This is a genomic window from Flavivirga jejuensis, from assembly GCF_030540765.1.
GTDB classification, from domain to species: Bacteria; Bacteroidota; Bacteroidia; order Flavobacteriales; family Flavobacteriaceae; genus Flavivirga; species Flavivirga jejuensis.
On sequence record NZ_JAUOEL010000003.1, the window covers coordinates 138,299 to 155,977 of the forward strand.

Below are 17,679 nucleotides of genomic sequence, written 5' to 3' on the forward strand. Positions count from 1 at the left end.
TTTAAGTATAGGATTATTGATTAAAAAAAATCATAAAAAGTTATAACATTTATTATGTATCGACATAAAGTAGTATTAGGAAATTAGAAGTCTCTATAATTTCCCCTAATACTACCAGACTCTGATCACTAGATGGAAGCCTAATTAATGCAGCTATAGATTATAGAATAACTTATGGCGTAGAATTAGAAACCTGAAGCAGTTTTCCGTTATAATACTTATGTCCGTTAAGTGCAAAATCAAAGATATACTCTGCCATTTCCAATGCTGTCGTAGGTGCTTGATACCCTGGAAAAGCCTCTTCCAACATTTCGGTTTGTACGGCTCCTAAAGCTAATACATTAAATGATAAGTCTGTTTCCTTATATTCTTCGGCAAGCAATTCGGTTAAAGTAATTACTGCTGCTTTGCTAGAACTATAAGCCGCTAAACCTGGAAACTTCATACTACCTTGTACACCTCCCATTGAGCTAATTGTTACTACATGTCCTTTTTGTTTCATAAAAGGAATAACAATTCGAGTCATTTCTGAAACTCCAAAAACATTCGTTTTATAAACGTATTCAAAATCTTCTATGGTCGTTTCAGAAAAAGGCTTATTAAGTAAAGTTCCTGCATTATTAATTAAAACATCTACCTGGTTCCAATTAGAACTAATATAAGTTTCGACTTTCTTATAATCATTATTTTCACTTAAATCGAATGACAATGACGCAACATTTTTTAATTGAAGGGCTTCTATTGGTTTACTATTTCTAGAAAGCGCTAAGACATTATGACCAGCTTTAGCGAATAACTGCACCAACTCAAAACCAATACCTCTGCTTGTTCCTGTTATAATTATGTTTTTACTCATCGTTCATTTTTATTTCTTTAGCTCCCACATTAATCATACCTTCTAAAGCTGGAATCATTTTATTTATAAAAGATGTCATGTGTTCAAAATCCATTTTATCAGCCTCATCGTCTACATGATGATAGTAATCGAAATTGGTAAAATCGAATGTAGAAATGGCATGTGCAGGAATTTTAAAGGCTTTATAGAACGGGTAATTATCCGACCTCATAAACAACTGAAATTCTTTAGCTTTAGGGAAAAACCCAATAATTTCGCTATCACTATACTCATTAAGTTTTTTGCCCATATTAGATTTTTCGTATCCAGAAATATACGCCATGGTTTCTTCTTTAGCTCTAGGAACTCCTATCATCTCAAAATTAATCATGGTATACAGATTAAAGGCTTCTTTTTTCAATCGTTTTGCCAAATGACCAGAACCTTTTAATCCCATTTCCTCGGCATCATATAGTGTGAATAAAATACTCCGTTTATTTGTTTTTGATTTAGAAAAATACTTAGCCCATTCTAAAACGGCTACGGTACCAGAAGCATCATCGTTTGCTCCATTAGCTATACTGTCTCCATTTACAGCTTCTGCTGCACCTATATGGTCGTAGTGTGCGCCTAATATCACAAACTCGTTTTTTAATTTAGGATCATGTCCTTCAATATATCCTACTATATTGTACCCAACAATGTCCTTTAAATTAAAGCTATCTCTGTATGTTTTAAAATAAGGTGGGACATTATTTTTATTAAAAAAATTCTCAATAAAAACAGCCGCTTTTTCAATACCTTCACTACCTGTATTTCTTCCTTCCAGAGCATCTGAAGCTAAATACTCTAAACTCGACATCACATCTTCTTTTAAAACCTGTATCGATACATCATTACTAGCACCACTCGTTATCTTTTCTTCCGAGGGATTTTTTTGAGAACCACAACCCAAAAACATTATGATTATTAAAATACTTAATAGTTTTTTCATTCCGAATTAATTTAATGTTTAAAGATAAAAAACTACTATTATAATAATGGCATATTGAAACTATTTTATTCTACAGCATTTATTTGAATTAAACATTTTTATTATCGTGAATTCGACGTAAATTAAAAAAGGAAAATAACATATATTATTGATAAACATAACTTTATAACATCTACAGAGCAAAGCATGAGATGCTTCATCAAAAGCTACGCTTCATACCTTCAAACAAAATATATTTTGTTTTCGATAGCTTTCGGAATGGCACCAAACTTTTGCAAGCATGAAATGAATTATCCTTTTGAGTAAAATGAGCCACTATGTCGTCCTATGTTTGTAAAAGATTAGTGTTAGAGCGAAACGAAGAATCTTAAAAATAAAGCATTAAAATTTATAAGATTCTTCAACCCTGAAAATTATCGGAATGTTCTGAATGACTCCAACATTTTACAAACATAGGATGGCACAATTTCATTATTTATATACAAAAATTACTCATTATCAATATTTAATATATCGAAGAACTGACGTTATTATATAATAGCTGATTACTGCTCTTATATATTGATATTTAAGAGCAGTGTTTTATAAATATTAAAGTGCATGATTACTTTTTAACGATCTTACGGACTACTGTGCCCTTATCAGTTTGCACTTTTAATACATAAGTCCCACTTGATAAGTCTGATAAATCAATCTTTTTACTATCCTCCTTTTTTTCCGACCATATTTCTGCTCCTTGCAAGTTATAAATTGCCAACTGTTCTATAGTACCCTCTATATCTATTGTTATACTTCCCGCTGTTGGAATAGGATATAATCTTAATGTTTCTGCTACTATATCTGGTGTGCTTAAACCACAATCTTTTCCTCCATCTGTTATAGTCCAACCTGCATCAATTAGCTTTTGCCTTTCCGTTTCAGTATTACAATACACACTATTACCTCCGTTAAAGTATACACCACTTTGCAATAACCCCCTACTACTCCATCCTTTTAAAAGAGCTTCATAATGTTCAGTAGAAAGCGTAACCCCTTGAAACATGTTCTTCATGGTTGTAACATTCGAAATATTCCAGCCTCCTATATCTTGACTAAAACTTGTTGCATTATCAAACATTCCTTCCATATTTTCAACTCTATAAACAAAACTGTACCAGTTATCCAAACTTCCATTAAAATTTGATGCACCACGAAACATGTGCTTCATATTAGTAACCTTAATAACATACCAACCTTCCAAATCTTGATTAAAATCTTCCGCTCCATCAAACATCCCCTCCATATTTTCAACATTCCTAACGGAACTGTACCAGTTATCCAAACTTCCATTAAAATTTGATGCACCACGAAACATGTGCTTCATATTAGTAACCTTAATAACATACCAACCTTCCAAATCTTGATTAAAATCTTCCGCACCATCAAACATCCCCTCCATATTTTCAACATTCCTAACGGAACTGTACCAGTTTTCTAAACTCCCATTAAATTTTGATGCGCCACGAAACATATGCTTCATATTAGTAACACTACTAACATTCCAACTTATCAAATCTCGATTAAAATCTTCTGCACCATCAAACATCCCCTCCATATTTTCAACATTCCTAACGGAACTGTACCAGTTTTCTAAACTCCCATTAAATTTTGATGCGCCACGAAACATATGCTTCATATTAGTAACACCACTAACATTCCAATCTTTCATACTCTGATTGTAAGCTGTAGCGCCATCAAACATCCCTTCCATATACTTAACGTTACGAACACCATTAGACCAATTCAACAAATTTCTGTTAAAGCTTGATGCTCCTCGAAACATATGTGTCATATTAGTAACCATTGATACGTCCCAATCCTTTATACCTTGATTAAAATGGGTTGCACCATCAAACATACCTTCCATATCTTCAACATTATCAACTTTAGAATTCCAATTCCCTATATTTCCATCAAAACTTGATGCGCCGCGAAACATATTCTTCATACTGGTAACACTTGAAACGTCCCAATTTCCGATATCCTGATTAAAATGAGTTGCTCCATCGAACATACCCTCCATACTTTTAACATGCGAAACGTCCCAATTTCCGATATCCTGATTAAAATTAGATACCCCTCGAAACATGTTACTTAGGCTAATATTATAATATGATAAATCTGGAGGATCTGTGGCATTTATTTGTAAATTCTCGCAACCATAAAAGGCATTTTCCATAGACTCCCAAGTTTGAGTACCCCAATTCTCGATAGTTTGTATTTTTAATTTATCACCAGAATTATTAAAATGAATTCTAGGAAAATCTTCAGAAATAGTTACAGTATAAGTGCCAGCTAATGCATAAGTATGTGTTGCATTACCTTTTAAATCTACATCTGTTGTTTCGTCTCCCCAATTTACAGTATAATTATAACCCGTTCCCTCAGTTGGTATAGTAATGGACTCATTTGCTGTGGTAGTTTCCCAGGTTGTTATAAACGGACAATATTTACCTCGATCATCTATACTCCAATTAAAATTATCTATAAGTTTTTGTCTGGCGTTTTCCGCCTCTTCACTACAATAGGTACTATACCCTCCTTCAAAACTTAAATTAGATTGTAAAGAGAGGCTACTCCAACCTTTTAATAAAGCTTCATAGTTCTCTGTAGAAAGTTTAGACAAATAAAACATTTCATGCATAGTAGTGACATTACTTACATTCCAGCTCCCAAGATTTTGATTAAATAAAATAGCGAAATTAAACATATCGGACATTTCTGTAACTTTAGAAACATTCCATTCTCCAATATCTTGATTAAATGCAACTGCACTATGAAACATATCAGACATATTTTCAACATTTGACACATCCCAGTCTCCAATATCTTGATTAAATGCAACTGTTCTATGAAATATTTCTATCATATATTTAACATTTGATACATCCCAGTCTCCAATATTTTGGTTAAATATTGATGCACCATCAAACATTCTACTCATATTTTCAACGTTAGATAAATCTGGAGTATCTGTTGCTTCTCCTTCTAAGTATGCGCAACCACGAAAAGCTGCCAGCATAGAGTCCCACTTCTGATTTCCCCATTGCTTTATACTTTTAATTTTTAATCTATCGCCAGTATTATTGAAATAAATTCTAGGAAAATCGCCCGTAATTGTTACTGCATAAGTACCTGCTGTAGCATAAGCATGTGTTGCATCACCCATTTGGTTAATACTTGTATCACCGTCTCCCCAATCTACGGTGTAATTATAACCAGTACCTATAGTTGGTATGGTGATAGACTCATTTGCTGTTGTTGTTTCCCAGGTTGTGATAAATTGTGCTTGTAATGTTGTGCATAAACTTAAGAGAAGTACCAAAAGCGGTATTTTTTTAATCATTGTGATAGATTTTTAGGATTAACAACCCCAAAATTACCCTAACAATCTAACCTGACCATTGATATAGATCAATAAACACCTACTAATTAAACAAAAACCTGTTTCAAACAAATGAAACAGGTTTTAAATATGTATTAGAGATTCTGAAATACTGAAGTAAGTTTCAGCAAAGACAGCTAAAACTAATTAAACTAACATCGTCACTGGATTTTCAATATACCCTTTTAATGTTTGCAAAAATTGAGCTCCAGTAGCACCGTCAACCGTTCTATGATCACAGGCTAATGACAATTTCATCGTGTTACCAACTACAATCTTACCTTCTTTAACTACTGGTTTTTCAATAATATTACCTACAGAAAGAATGGCAGAGTTTGGTTGGTTGATAATAGATGTAAAACTTTCTATACCAAACATTCCCAAATTGGAAACTGTAAACGTACTACCTTCCATTTCGGCTGGTGTTAATTTTTTGTTTCTAGCTTTTCCTGCAAGATCTTTAACTGCCGCTCCTATTTGTGGCAACGATTGTTCGTTAGCAAACTTAACCACAGGAACTACAAGTCCATCTGGAACTGCTACTGCTACACCAACATGTACATGGTTATTTAAACGCATTTTATCTGCGAACCATTGCGAATTTACTTGTGGATGTTCCTTTAATGCTAAAGCACAAGCTTTAACAATCATATCGTTATATGATATTTTTGTATCTGGAATAGAGTTAAATTGCTTACGGAATGCAATCGCATTTTCCATATCAAACTCCACATTTAAATAGTAATGTGGTGCAGTAAATTTTGAATTTGTTAATGCTTTGGCAATAGCCTTACGCATTTGCGAATTCGTAACCTCATCAAAATCTTCTTGTCCTGTTGGAACAAATTTCCCAACAGATGCACCCGATTGAGCTGGCACGAAATTCTCGACGTCTTGCTTTATAATACGTCCGTTTTCTCCAGAACCTTGAACTTGTGACAAGTTAATTCCTTTTTCTTCTGCTATCTTTTTAGCTAATGGCGATGCAAATAATCGTCCGCCATTTGCTGACACAGCGGCAACTGGTTTATTTTGTTTTGCAACTTCTTGTTTAACCTCTTCTTTCTTAGCCGTTGCTTTTGGAGCTTCTTTTTTAGGAGCTTCTTCCGTTTTTACTGAATCTAAAACGACTTTAAAGTTACTAGCAACACCTGAAACATCTGTTCCTGCAGGACCGATAATAGCTAATAAGTCATCTACTTTTGCGGATTCTCCTTCTTGTAATCCAATATATAATAATGTTCCAGCTTGAAACGACTCAAACTCCATAGTCGCTTTATCTGTTTCAATCTCAGCTAAAATATCTCCTTCTTCAACGGCATCACCTACTTTTTTAAGCCATGTTGCTACGGTTCCTTCTTCCATAGTATCACTCAAACGTGGCATGGTTACAACAATAACGCCTTCTGGCAGTGCAACAACATCTGCAGATGCTTCAATTGGAGCAGGCTCATTATTGGTTTCAACTGGAGTAGCTTCTTCTTTTGCTTCCGCAGAAGCAGTATTACCACCACCACTTAGTAAACTTGTAATATCTTCTCCTTCGTCTCCTATAATAGCTAATAAAGTATCTACTTTAGTTGTTTCTCCTTCTTGAACACCTATATGAAGTAAAGTCCCTTCGTTAAAAGACTCAAACTCCATAGTTGCTTTATCGGTTTCTATTTCAGCAAGTATATCACCTTCTTCAACGGTATCTCCTACTTTTTTTAACCAAACCGCAACGGTTCCTTCTTCCATGGTATCGCTTAAACGCGGCATATTTACTACTATAGCCATAGCTTATAATTTATGTTGAATAAATGGGTAATCTTCTTGTTCGTAAACCATATCGTAAAGCTGTTGTACTTCTGGGAATGGAGATTCTTCAGCAAATTTTTCACATGCTGTTACTTTATCTTTTACACGTTTATCAATCACTTTTAAATCGTCTGCAGATGCATATTTCTTTTCTAGAATAACATCTTTAACTTGAGTTATTGGATCTATTTTCTTGTACTCCGCTACCTCATCTTTAGTTCTATAATGCTGAGCATCACTCATAGAATGCCCTCTATATCGGTATGTTTTTAATTCTAAAAATGTTGGCCCGCCTCCTTTTCTAGCGCGTTGTATAGCTTCATCAAATGCTTCTGCAACTTTTACAGGGTTCATCCCATCAACTGGACTACATGGCATTTCATAACCTAAACCTAATTTCCATACATCTTCATGATTTGCCGTACGTTCTACCGAAGTACCCATAGCATAACCATTATTTTCGCAAACAAACACTACTGGAAGATTCCAAAGCATTGCCAAGTTAAATGTTTCGTGTAACGACCCTTGGCGGGCAGCACCATCACCAAAACAACAAAGCGTTACGGCATCACTATCATGATATTTATCACCAAAAGCAATACCAGCACCTAAAGGAATTTGTCCTCCAACAATACCGTGACCTCCATAAAAACGATGTTCTTTAGAAAATATATGCATCGAACCTCCCATACCTTTAGAGGTACCTGTAGCTTTTCCATATAATTCTGCCATAACACGTTTAGGGTCTACTCCCATACCTATAGGTTGTACGTGATTTCTATAAGCCGTAATCATTTTGTCCTTAGTCAAATCCATAGCATGCAAAGCACCTGCTAAAACAGCTTCCTGACCATTATACAAATGAAGAAATCCTCTTACTTTTTGTTGTATATATACAGCTGCTAGTTTATCTTCAAACTTTCTCCAAAACAGCATATCCTCATACCATTTCAGGTATGTTCCTTTAGTGATTTTTTGCATCGACTAATATTAGTTTTAATTAAGCGAAATACAAAAGTAATACATTGCTCGTTATTGCAAAAACCTTAGTTGATTAAAGTAAAAAAAATATTAAAAAAAAAGTGCATTACAGTCAAGATTGCTTATTTAATAATTTTTTATAATAAATACTATTGTATTTAAAATTTTTGATGGCTTTTGTATCCTTTTATTCTAATCCTGCCAAAACATTAAAGTACTGACTTATCAAAAACTAAAGGTAATAAATTTGCAAGAGAATTGGATTTAGCAATTTTTCCTGTTTCTCCCATAAAATAGATTTCTATAGGGGTATCCTGTTTTACTTCATACTCCGCTATAGCTTGCCTGCAAGCACCGCAAGGCGGAATAGGCTTTGTAGTTTTATTATTTTTTGAGCCTGCCGAAATAGCCATTCGGATTATTTTTGCCTTTGGATACTGCGAGCCCGCATAATAAATGGCTGTACGTTCTGCACATAACCCAGATGGGTACGAGGCGTTTTCTTGATTGTTACCTGTAATTATTTCACCATTATCCAACAAGAGCGCTGCTCCTACATTAAAATTTGAATAAGGGGCATAGGCATTCTTACGAGCTTCGATAGCATTTTGCATGAGTGCAATAACGTCTTTTGGAAGTGCCTTTATTTCTTTATAGATATATAATGTCGTTTCTATTTTTATTTCCTTCATATGTAAAATGTATAAATAATAATTAGTAATAAAAAAATTCTTAAAACTAACGATCCCTGCTTTTACTGGCAGGCAGCCCCAACCTAGGGAGCCGATAATTTTTAGATTAAATCATGATCTCTCTAAAAATCGGGATTAGTTCAATTTACAAAATATCATAAACAAAAAACTATTGCTCAACGAACAATAGTTTTTAATATATCTTAATATAATATTACTTAATACTCTTTGTATGTGTCTTCACCTATATTGAAGGTTAATGAGAAACGTAATGTATTCTCTAAAGGACTCTGTACTTTTGATGCTGAAAACAAGTATGATAAGTCAATATTTACTACGTTCGCTTTAAACCCTGCTCCTAATGCCAAAAATTTTCTAGCTCCTTTATCTTCACTTTCGTTAAAATAACCTGCTCTAAAAGCAAAAGAATCTTGATATAAATATTCTGCGCCTAACGCCCATGTAAATTCTTTTAATTCTTCACTAAAACCATCTGGTGCATCACCAAACGATTGGAATATACCTGATAAAAAACTTACATCTGGATCTTTACCTTCAGCTATAATGAGTGGTTCACTACCATCTGTATCCCGAGTTCCATCATCATCTAAATCTACATAACCATAAACAGGTGGTGTTGGTACCAGTAGTTTTGTTACTTCGGCTGTAACAGCAATTTTATTATAATTATCAAATATAAAATCGAAACCACCACCTAAACGCAGGTTTGTAGGTTGAAAATTATCAAGTCCGCCATCATCATACTTAAATCTTGGACCTATATTTTGAATGGCAAATCCCATACGCCATCTTCCATTAAAATCGGCATAAGCTTCTTCCTCACCCTGATAATACCCTGTAATATCCACACCAAAAGTATTCGCAGCCGATGCATCTCCATCAACACCCTGTATTCTTAAATCTGATCGTAAATAGCGCATTGCTACAGACATAGCAAACTGTTCTGATAAGCGTAACGCATAAGATGCATCAAGAGCAAGTTCACTAGGTCTTTGTATTCTTGGCTCATCAAATCCATTATCCACAAACTCAATATCTCCTAATGAAAAATATCTTAAACTTACCGCAAAAGCACTACGATCATCTAATCTATTAGTGTAAGTAACATTTCCTAAAAAGATATCATTTACTAATCTACTTAGGTATGGGGTATAACTTACTCCAATACTCGATTTTGTTGTTGAAAACGCATATTTTGATGAATTCCATTGTTGTGAAAATGCATCAACTGATGTTGCAACCCCCATATCTCCCATAGCTGCTGCACGGGCATCAGATGCAATCATTAAAAATGGTAATCCTGTTGTGATAACTCTTTTGTCTTGATCAGGCAAAATTGTTACCTCTTGAGCGTCAAGCTTTAGCACAAAAACAATGGCCAAAACTATTAGTAGTTTATTCTTCATGTATTAAGTTTAGTTTGTAAATATAATTTTTTATTTTAAAAACTTATTGGTGTTTTTTTACTACTTACTCAGCTATTCATACATAAACAGCTAAATATCATTACAATATGACTAATTTTTCAATTTTTTCTACTTTTTTATTTAACAAGCTAGAATGAGCTGTTAATTTATAAATATAGACTCCTTTTCCTATTTTATCTCCAAAATCGTCCCTACCATCCCAAACAATGTCTCTAGATAAAGAACTTGTCGTTGTTCCTCCCCCTGTTGTTAATCCATTAATGGTTCTAACTAATTTTCCAGAAACAGTGAATATCTGTATAGAAACGTCTAAAGGCTCCGAACTATTGTGATTAAACCAAAATTCTGTATAATTCACAAAGGGGTTTGGATAATTAAGCACATTATTTATAACTAAATTTTGATCTTCATCAAATACAACAAATTGAATCTCAGAAGTTGAAGAATTATTATAGACGTCCCAAGCCTTTACAGTTAAAGTATGAATTCCTGGCTCTAAATCCCTAAACGGAAAACTCACTACGCCTTTTTTATAATTGTCTACTTCTGTTTGGTAATAATCGTTAAGAACTATTGGATTTTTTTCATCACCATCAATTATCGCGACGATATCATGCCCTATACCACTTGCTGTATTAATCCCATTAGAATCTTCCATTTTAGCCAATAGTGTAGGTGATTCGTTAGTTATGCCTCCAGACACAAAATTCTCATCATTCATGTAAAGTGTAATAACGGGTCCTATATTATCTTCTTCTGCATTTTCATTTACGCCTCCAATTCTAACTGTATTAATACTTGCACCAGCCTGATCTTGGGATAGGGCTTCATTTTTTGAATAAAAACTTACTTTTCCAAACCCTACAGGAATTCCAATATCTTTTGGAACTACAAAATCAAACTCAAATTGACCGTTCTTTACAGATGCTTGGCCTCTAAATATAATTTCTCCAAGGGTTTCAAAATTTAATATCACAATTTGCCCTCCACTCTTAATACCATCATTAGCAAGCGTCTCCCTATTAATTGTCTTATCATAAATAGTTGTTGAAAGCGTTCCATTATAATTAGTTATTAAATTTCCTGAAATATCAACCACTTCGCCTGCTAATTTCACATAACTTAATGCTTTTAATGTATCTGTGGCTTGAGCAATAGGGACATCATTAATTTTTGTTAATCTTATATCTGGCTTAGGAAAAGCTAATTTCATAGCTGGATCTCCTATAAAGAAAACCAAACGTCTTTGAGAATTATTAGAAATTAAAGGGTCATTTTTTGTCAGTCTTAGCGCTTCTGCAATTGAAGGATATTCGTAATCTTCATAAGTATCTTTATCACTATAAGAAAACAAATATTGCCCAAATTCCCTATTAAAATCAACTCCAAAATTAACATACACCTGTCTTGTAGTTGTAATTAATCCAACGGCTCCAGCTTCTTTATTCCAAAAAGTGAGTTCACCAGCCGTTTCTCTAAGTGGGTTATCAAATTTAGTAAACTCACAGGTTACGGTCACAAAACAATTAAGCTTGTAAGAATTACGAAAATCATTAATATGTGTTTTTAAAAGAATACGTTCTAAGGCCAAACCATTCTCTCCTCCATGACCAAAATAATTTACAACCAAAGCACCATTATCTATAGCATTTACAATTTCAGTAGTGACTTCTGGGTAACTATCTCCACCTGCCGATGTTTCTTGCTGAAAGGCATCAGAATGTATTTTTACAACATTCATAAATGGTTTTTCCTGTGTTACTCTATTCCCAATTAGATCTGTAGTGTCCTGTAAATCTGTCGGTATTTCTTCATCAGGATCATCAGATATAACTACAAAATTATTTCGCCAACTTCCCAAAGCCTCCTTTACATAATAAGATGCTATTTTATCGACCATCTCCTCAGCTCGTTGTGGTGTATCTGCTAAAATTCGACCTACAGCAATGTCTAATTTATCGTTTGTATCCATGGTTCCTTCATTAGTATCCATCATGCCATAAAAATCATCTGAAATAAAAGAACTCGTAAGATTAAAACTATTATAAGAATGCCAAGAAGGCACTATATTAGTATTGTTTTGTATTCTATCTTTATAATCAAAAGAGCTATCCCCAAATAAACACACATACTTTATTCTATTCTCTACTGTACTTGCATTATCATAAACATACTTAATTAAATTTCTAATAGCTCCTATATCCTGATTACCAGAACTAAATTCATTGTAGATATTATCTAAATCTAAAACCTTCACATTCAAATCATATTGAGTTCTATTAATCTCAGCTAGGCGTTCCGCTTGACTAATCATATTATTTGGAGCAACAATAATATAATCTACATCCTGAAATACACCTTGACTATTTTGAAAAATAGTGCCTTTAATATCTTGGTTATTAATGGTTGTTCTTGAATCTGTTTTTGGTTCGTAATAATCTAATGGCGTTACAGCTACAAAGGTTTTTAAGCTCCCTAATGGAGATGTAAAACTAATACTAGAAGCTTCGTCTGTATTTAAATAATTGGAAACATTATATATATCGGTTACATCCCAAATTTCTGAAACGCGTGATGTATTGCTAATATTATATTGCCCTATTCCCGATACTAATGCAACCTCGCTATTTTTAAATTGAAATTGTTTGTCTGAAAAGTTCAGCAAACATGTTGCTTCTATTGATATATAATCTAAATACCCCTGCGTGCTTGGATTCCCTTCATTATCAAAATTAAGTCCAACTTCTATCGTTGAACTGCTCACATTAATACTATTTGTAAAAGAAGTGCCATTTGCTAAATTGGAATCTGATGAGGCAGCAATGCTATTTGTTGAAATAGGTGTTCCGTTTACAGTAAGCTTCATTGAGCTACGAGTACTTCCTGCGGCCGCAACATAAACCCTTAGGTCTATTGGCTCTGATGTCACTAAATCTGGAAAATCAAATTCAAAAATTTTATTATTATCTACATCGAATCTATCACCAAACCAGCGTCTTCCTAACGAAGCAATATTATACTCATCGATCTCATAAAATTTATAATCTTCAAACGTATCAATAACTAAATCTACAGCTCCGCTAGGTTCTATAAATTGTTGAATCCGTTTTCCTAAACCAGGGCTTACATTTATATAATAATATGTTTTATCCACATAACAGTTTATATTAGTATTGCTCTCTTCATGATACTCCTTTGGTCCTTGAGCATAAAACAGAATATAATCTTCGTTATTAAAAACACCATCTTCTTCACCTACAAACTTTATGGCATTCTCTGGGACATCAAAAGGGTATGCTATAGCGTTGGCATATGGAATCATACGTCCACCATGACCATATAATTTTATATTTCTAGGATCCACATTATCTACGTTAACTCCTAAACCTTCCAAAAAACTTTTTGATAATCTAAAAACTCCTGTAGCATCAACATAGAAACGGTACCAATCTCCTGAGCTTAATACCGAATTACTAATAACTTTAGATGTTTTAAAACTTTTATTAAATGAAGAGACTCTACTCTCGGTTGTTCCAGTTTTATAATCTAGCTTAAATGAAACAACCTTCTTATAACTATTTTGTGAATCCTTAATAATAGGAGAAAGTTCAAAAGACACATATTGTTTGTCTCTTGCATTAGAGTTTTTTAAACTAAATTCCAGTTTATCGGGAATATTACCAAGATCTAAATCTTTTAAATTAGCTTTAGATATAGAGGCATAAACAACATTACTAACAACTATAGAAGATTCGTTTATTAATTGATTTGCTTCCCACTGGTCTACAAATAATAAACCTTCTTCAAAGCTATATCTAAAATTCTCATCATTAAAAGAAGGTAATTCGATAGTATAACTTCCTCCTGAAATTGTTTTAGAACTTCCCCAAGTAATGGTATATTTTTTTTGTTGCCCGTATGCAACAGAACAAATAATAAAAAATAAAAATAAAATTTTCTCTTTCATCGTTAAAACAACGTAGTTAAAGGCTTCTTATTATTAAAAAAGCAATATTTTTTTAAACTGCATCAAAAATACAATAATAAATTAGGAAAACACGCGTTAATACAACACAAAACAATGATAAAAAACGACAAAAACATCGTTGTAATGTCAAAAAAATAGGGTGAAATACACCTTTTTTTGGTTAAAATGTATAAAATAGCTTGCGTTATTAGGTTTAATTCTTATATTGCAGCACCAAAAATTTTATTTAGCTTACTTAAAAGTATGGATATGAAAAAAGCAGTAGCATTCAAGGTTTTATTAGTAGTAGCACTAACCTTTGCTTCAACTAGTTGTAAAAAATCTTCGAGTTCAAAAAATAGTTCTAGAGCTACAGGGTGGCAGATTAACTCCAGAGAAGGAGGTTTTCAGTACAACACTGACTTTAAAGAACAAGAAACATCTCCTGGATTAGTATTTATAGAAGGAGGGACATTTACTAAAGGACGTGTTCAAGATGATGTTATGCATGATTGGAATAACAGTCCTACTCAGCAACATGTGCAATCTTTTTACATGGATGAAACTGAGGTTACCAATGCCATGTACATGGAGTATTTAGATTGGATTAAAAGGGTTTACCCACCATCTGAAGAAAATTTCAGAAATATTTATCACGGTGCTTTACCAGATACACTCGTTTGGAGAAACCGATTAGGTTTTAATGAAGTAATGACAGAGAATTACTTGCGTCATCCAGGTTATGGAGAATATCCTGTTGTTGGTGTAAGTTGGATTCAAGCTGTTGAATTTGCTAACTGGAGATCAGATCGTGTTAATGAGTATAACTTAGAAAGAGCTGGTTATCTAAAACGTGATGCTAAAATTATTGATGTTAATGCAGAATCGACATTTAGTACAGATACTTATATTAATGCTCCTACCTTAACATACGGTGGTAACGAAGAAATTATTAATGGTGATGGTCGTAATAGAAGAAATGTTCGAGTTGATGCAGATGGTAACGAAACTAATGTTTATGCCACTCGTGAAACTGGAATAATTTCACCAAAATATAGACTACCAACTGAAACCGAGTGGGAATATGCCGCTTTAGGATTAAGTGAAATTAGAGATTTCAATCTATATCGTGGACGTAAAAAATACCCATGGGACGGACAGTATACACGTTCTGACAAACGTAAAATTCGTGGTGATCAATTGGCTAACTTTAAGCAAGGAAAAGGTGATTATGGTGGTATTGCTGGTTGGTCTGATGATGGAGCAGATATTACAAATGCTGTTAAATCTTACGATCCTAACGATTTTGGTTTATACGACATGGCTGGTAATGTTGCCGAATGGGTTGCTGATGTTTACAGACCTATTATAGATAGTGATTTTAACGACTTTAACTATTTCCGTGGTAATGTTTATACTAAAAATGCTTTAAATGAAGATGGTACTGTAAAAATAGTGACTGCTGATGATATTGTATATGATACATTGCCAAACGGAAAAGTAATCGCTAGAAATTTACCTGGTGAGATAGCACAAGTTCCTATCGATGAAAACGAAACGTATTTACGTACTAATTTCGATAAGAGTGATGAAATAAACTTTAGAGATGGCGATAAGCGTTCTTCTCGTTATTATGAAAGTTTCTCTGATGATGAAGATGGAGATAAAAAGGAGGAAACAACCAGAAAAATGTACAACTCTCCTAAACATAAGGTTACAAGAGACTCTTTAGGAAATATAATTAGAGAATATGATAGAGGAAATAATAGAACGTCTCTAATTAATGATGAAGTTAGAGTTTACAAAGGAGGATCTTGGAAAGATAGAGAGTATTGGTTAGATCCAGCTCAAAGACGTTATTTCCCGCAAGATATGGCAACAGATTACATCGGATTTAGATGTGCTATGTCGCGTGTTGGTTCTAAATCAAAAACTAAAACCAAAACAAAGAATTAATTTTTATTATTATTAATATTATTAAAAGTCCTGACAAATGTCAGGACTTTTTTTTATACATTTAATTTTACAAACCTAAAAGAATTCTAATCGTTGAAAATAGAACAATTACACGCGCTTTTTTTACAATGCGATTCGGTATGTACCGATACCAGAAAGATTAAAAAAAACAACCTCTTTTTCGCTCTTAAAGGCGAAAATTTTAATGGAAACACGTATGCGGAACAAGCTTTAAAAAATGGTGCTAAATATGCTATTATAGATGAAGTTCAATTTAACACATCTTCTAAAACCATTTTAGTTAAAAATGTTCTTGAAACATTGCAAGAATTAGCTGCTTATCACAGAACGCAATTAAACATTCCTATAATTGCACTTACTGGTAGTAATGGCAAAACAACAACCAAAGAATTAATAAATGCTACATTATCTAAAAGCTATAAAACTACAGCAACTGTTGGCAATTTAAATAACCATATTGGGGTACCATTAACATTACTTTCTATGACAACTAGTACCCAAATAGGGATTGTAGAAATGGGTGCAAATCATCAAAAAGAAATTGAATTCTTATGCAACATAGCCAAACCAGATTATGGCTATATAACCAATTTCGGAAAAGCTCATTTAGAAGGTTTTGGAAGTATAGAAGGTGTTATTAAAGGAAAAAGTGAAATGTACGACTTCCTTACTAATAACAATAAGACCATTTTTGTGAATGGTAATGACATGATTCAAATCGAAAAAACAACACATGCAAACCGATTTGTATTTGGTAAAAATAATCGTGATTTTGATATAAATATCGATTTTATTGAAGCGCTCCCTTTTGTAAAATCGGAGTACAATAATTTAGAAATTGAAAGTCAGCTTATTGGTGATTATAACTTTAATAATATTGCAGCAGCTATTGCTATAGGCAATTATTTTAAAGTTAAAGATCACGACATAAAAGCCTCTATTGAAAATTATACACCAACAAATAACCGTTCGCAAATTATAAAAAAAGGCACTAATACTATTATTTTAGATGCCTACAATGCAAACCCCACAAGTATGCGAGCTGCCTTATTAAATTTTGAAAAGCAGCCAAATACACAAAAAACAGCATGTATTGGAGATATGTTCGAGCTTGGAAAAGACGCTGAAAAAGAACATCAAAATATTGTTGATTTAGCAACTTCCTTAAATATTGATCAAGTAGTATTTATTGGAGAAAATTTTTATAAAACAAAAACAAAATCAAACAAGTCAAAACAATTTAATTCTTTTAACGATTTTAAAGATTGGTTTAATGGTTCTAAAACAGAAAATAACGCCATACTTATTAAAGGATCAAGAGGCATGGCTTTAGAAAGAATTTTGGACTTTATTTAGAAACTGTTACAGTTTTGTTTTTGGAATTGAATTAGTTTGGGTGGGTTACGTTCTCTGTCAAGGTAAGATAAATGCGAACAGCATCGTTATTTAAAGAAATTTCATTTCATGAATGACTTAAGACGACAAAATAAACTAAAGGATAAAATTTAAACAGTTTCTTAATCGAAAAGAATCCCTGTAACTCCTTTCCTCGAGGTTTCTG

The 17,679-nt window shown here is 33.2% G+C and carries 10 protein-coding genes; 2 read left to right on the forward strand and 8 right to left on the reverse strand.

What is annotated here, in order from left to right:
* Positions 1 to 172: 172 nt before the first annotated feature.
* The 8 genes from Q4Q40_RS09355 to porU all read right to left on the reverse strand — a co-directional run bounded on the left by Q4Q40_RS09355 (position 173) and on the right by porU (position 14,141).
* The gene (locus Q4Q40_RS09355; protein ID WP_303301532.1) at positions 173 to 856 is read right to left on the reverse strand and encodes an SDR family NAD(P)-dependent oxidoreductase; all 684 of its coding nucleotides are present in this window, start codon (positions 854 to 856) and stop codon (positions 173 to 175) included.
* The gene (locus tag Q4Q40_RS09360) at positions 849 to 1,829 is read right to left on the reverse strand and encodes a M28 family metallopeptidase (protein WP_303301533.1); all 981 of its coding nucleotides are present in this window, start codon (positions 1,827 to 1,829) and stop codon (positions 849 to 851) included. The genes Q4Q40_RS09355 and Q4Q40_RS09360 overlap by 8 nt, the downstream gene beginning before the upstream one ends.
* A gap of 604 nt (positions 1,830 to 2,433) precedes the next feature.
* Positions 2,434 to 5,214 (reverse strand): BspA family leucine-rich repeat surface protein, encoded by a 2,781-nt coding sequence (locus Q4Q40_RS09365; RefSeq protein ID WP_303301534.1) that lies wholly within the window; start codon positions 5,212 to 5,214, stop codon positions 2,434 to 2,436.
* 186 nt (positions 5,215 to 5,400) lie between these two features.
* Positions 5,401 to 7,032, reverse strand: a complete 1,632-nt coding sequence (locus tag Q4Q40_RS09370) for a dihydrolipoamide acetyltransferase family protein (protein WP_303301535.1) — start codon at positions 7,030 to 7,032, stop codon at positions 5,401 to 5,403.
* Between the two features lie 3 nt (positions 7,033 to 7,035).
* The gene (gene pdhA / locus Q4Q40_RS09375; protein ID WP_303301536.1) at positions 7,036 to 8,034 is read right to left on the reverse strand and encodes a pyruvate dehydrogenase (acetyl-transferring) E1 component subunit alpha; all 999 of its coding nucleotides are present in this window, start codon (positions 8,032 to 8,034) and stop codon (positions 7,036 to 7,038) included.
* Positions 8,035 to 8,243: 209 nt separating this feature from the next.
* The gene (gene cdd, locus Q4Q40_RS09380; RefSeq protein ID WP_303301537.1) at positions 8,244 to 8,726 is read right to left on the reverse strand and encodes a cytidine deaminase; all 483 of its coding nucleotides are present in this window, start codon (positions 8,724 to 8,726) and stop codon (positions 8,244 to 8,246) included.
* A 218-nt stretch (positions 8,727 to 8,944) separates the two neighbouring features.
* Positions 8,945 to 10,153: a type IX secretion system outer membrane channel protein PorV gene (porV, locus tag Q4Q40_RS09385; RefSeq protein ID WP_303301538.1), complete on the reverse strand. Its 1,209-nt coding sequence runs from the start codon at positions 10,151 to 10,153 to the stop codon at positions 8,945 to 8,947.
* Between the two features lie 100 nt (positions 10,154 to 10,253).
* The gene (gene porU, locus Q4Q40_RS09390) at positions 10,254 to 14,141 is read right to left on the reverse strand and encodes a type IX secretion system sortase PorU (RefSeq protein ID WP_303301539.1); all 3,888 of its coding nucleotides are present in this window, start codon (positions 14,139 to 14,141) and stop codon (positions 10,254 to 10,256) included.
* A 264-nt stretch (positions 14,142 to 14,405) separates the two neighbouring features.
* Between porU and gldJ the strand changes: the two genes are divergently transcribed.
* Both gldJ and Q4Q40_RS09400 read left to right on the forward strand, forming a co-directional pair.
* On the forward strand, positions 14,406 to 16,097 hold the full coding sequence (gene gldJ, locus Q4Q40_RS09395) for a gliding motility lipoprotein GldJ (protein WP_303301540.1): 1,692 nt from the start codon (positions 14,406 to 14,408) through the stop codon (positions 16,095 to 16,097).
* Positions 16,098 to 16,190: 93 nt separating this feature from the next.
* Positions 16,191 to 17,474, forward strand: coding sequence for a UDP-N-acetylmuramoyl-tripeptide--D-alanyl-D-alanine ligase (locus tag Q4Q40_RS09400; RefSeq protein WP_303301541.1), 1,284 nt, complete (start codon positions 16,191 to 16,193; stop codon positions 17,472 to 17,474).
* Positions 17,475 to 17,679 lie beyond the last annotated feature (205 nt).

Bases quoted from the DNA above. Each gene is read 5' to 3' on its own strand.
- gldJ (WP_303301540.1), top strand. From the start codon at position 14,406: ATGGATATGAAAAAAGCAGTAGCATTCAAGGTTTTATTAGTAGTAGCA.
- cdd (WP_303301537.1), bottom strand. From the start codon at position 8,726: ATGAAGGAAATAAAAATAGAAACGACATTATATATCTATAAAGAAATA.
- Q4Q40_RS09365 (WP_303301534.1), bottom strand. From the start codon at position 5,214: ATGATTAAAAAAATACCGCTTTTGGTACTTCTCTTAAGTTTATGCACA.
- porU (WP_303301539.1), bottom strand. From the start codon at position 14,141: ATGAAAGAGAAAATTTTATTTTTATTTTTTATTATTTGTTCTGTTGCA.
- pdhA (WP_303301536.1), bottom strand. From the start codon at position 8,034: ATGCAAAAAATCACTAAAGGAACATACCTGAAATGGTATGAGGATATG.
- Q4Q40_RS09360 (WP_303301533.1), bottom strand. From the start codon at position 1,829: ATGAAAAAACTATTAAGTATTTTAATAATCATAATGTTTTTGGGTTGT.
- porV (WP_303301538.1), bottom strand. From the start codon at position 10,153: ATGAAGAATAAACTACTAATAGTTTTGGCCATTGTTTTTGTGCTAAAG.
- Q4Q40_RS09370 (WP_303301535.1), bottom strand. From the start codon at position 7,032: ATGGCTATAGTAGTAAATATGCCGCGTTTAAGCGATACCATGGAAGAA.
- Q4Q40_RS09355 (WP_303301532.1), bottom strand. From the start codon at position 856: ATGAGTAAAAACATAATTATAACAGGAACAAGCAGAGGTATTGGTTTT.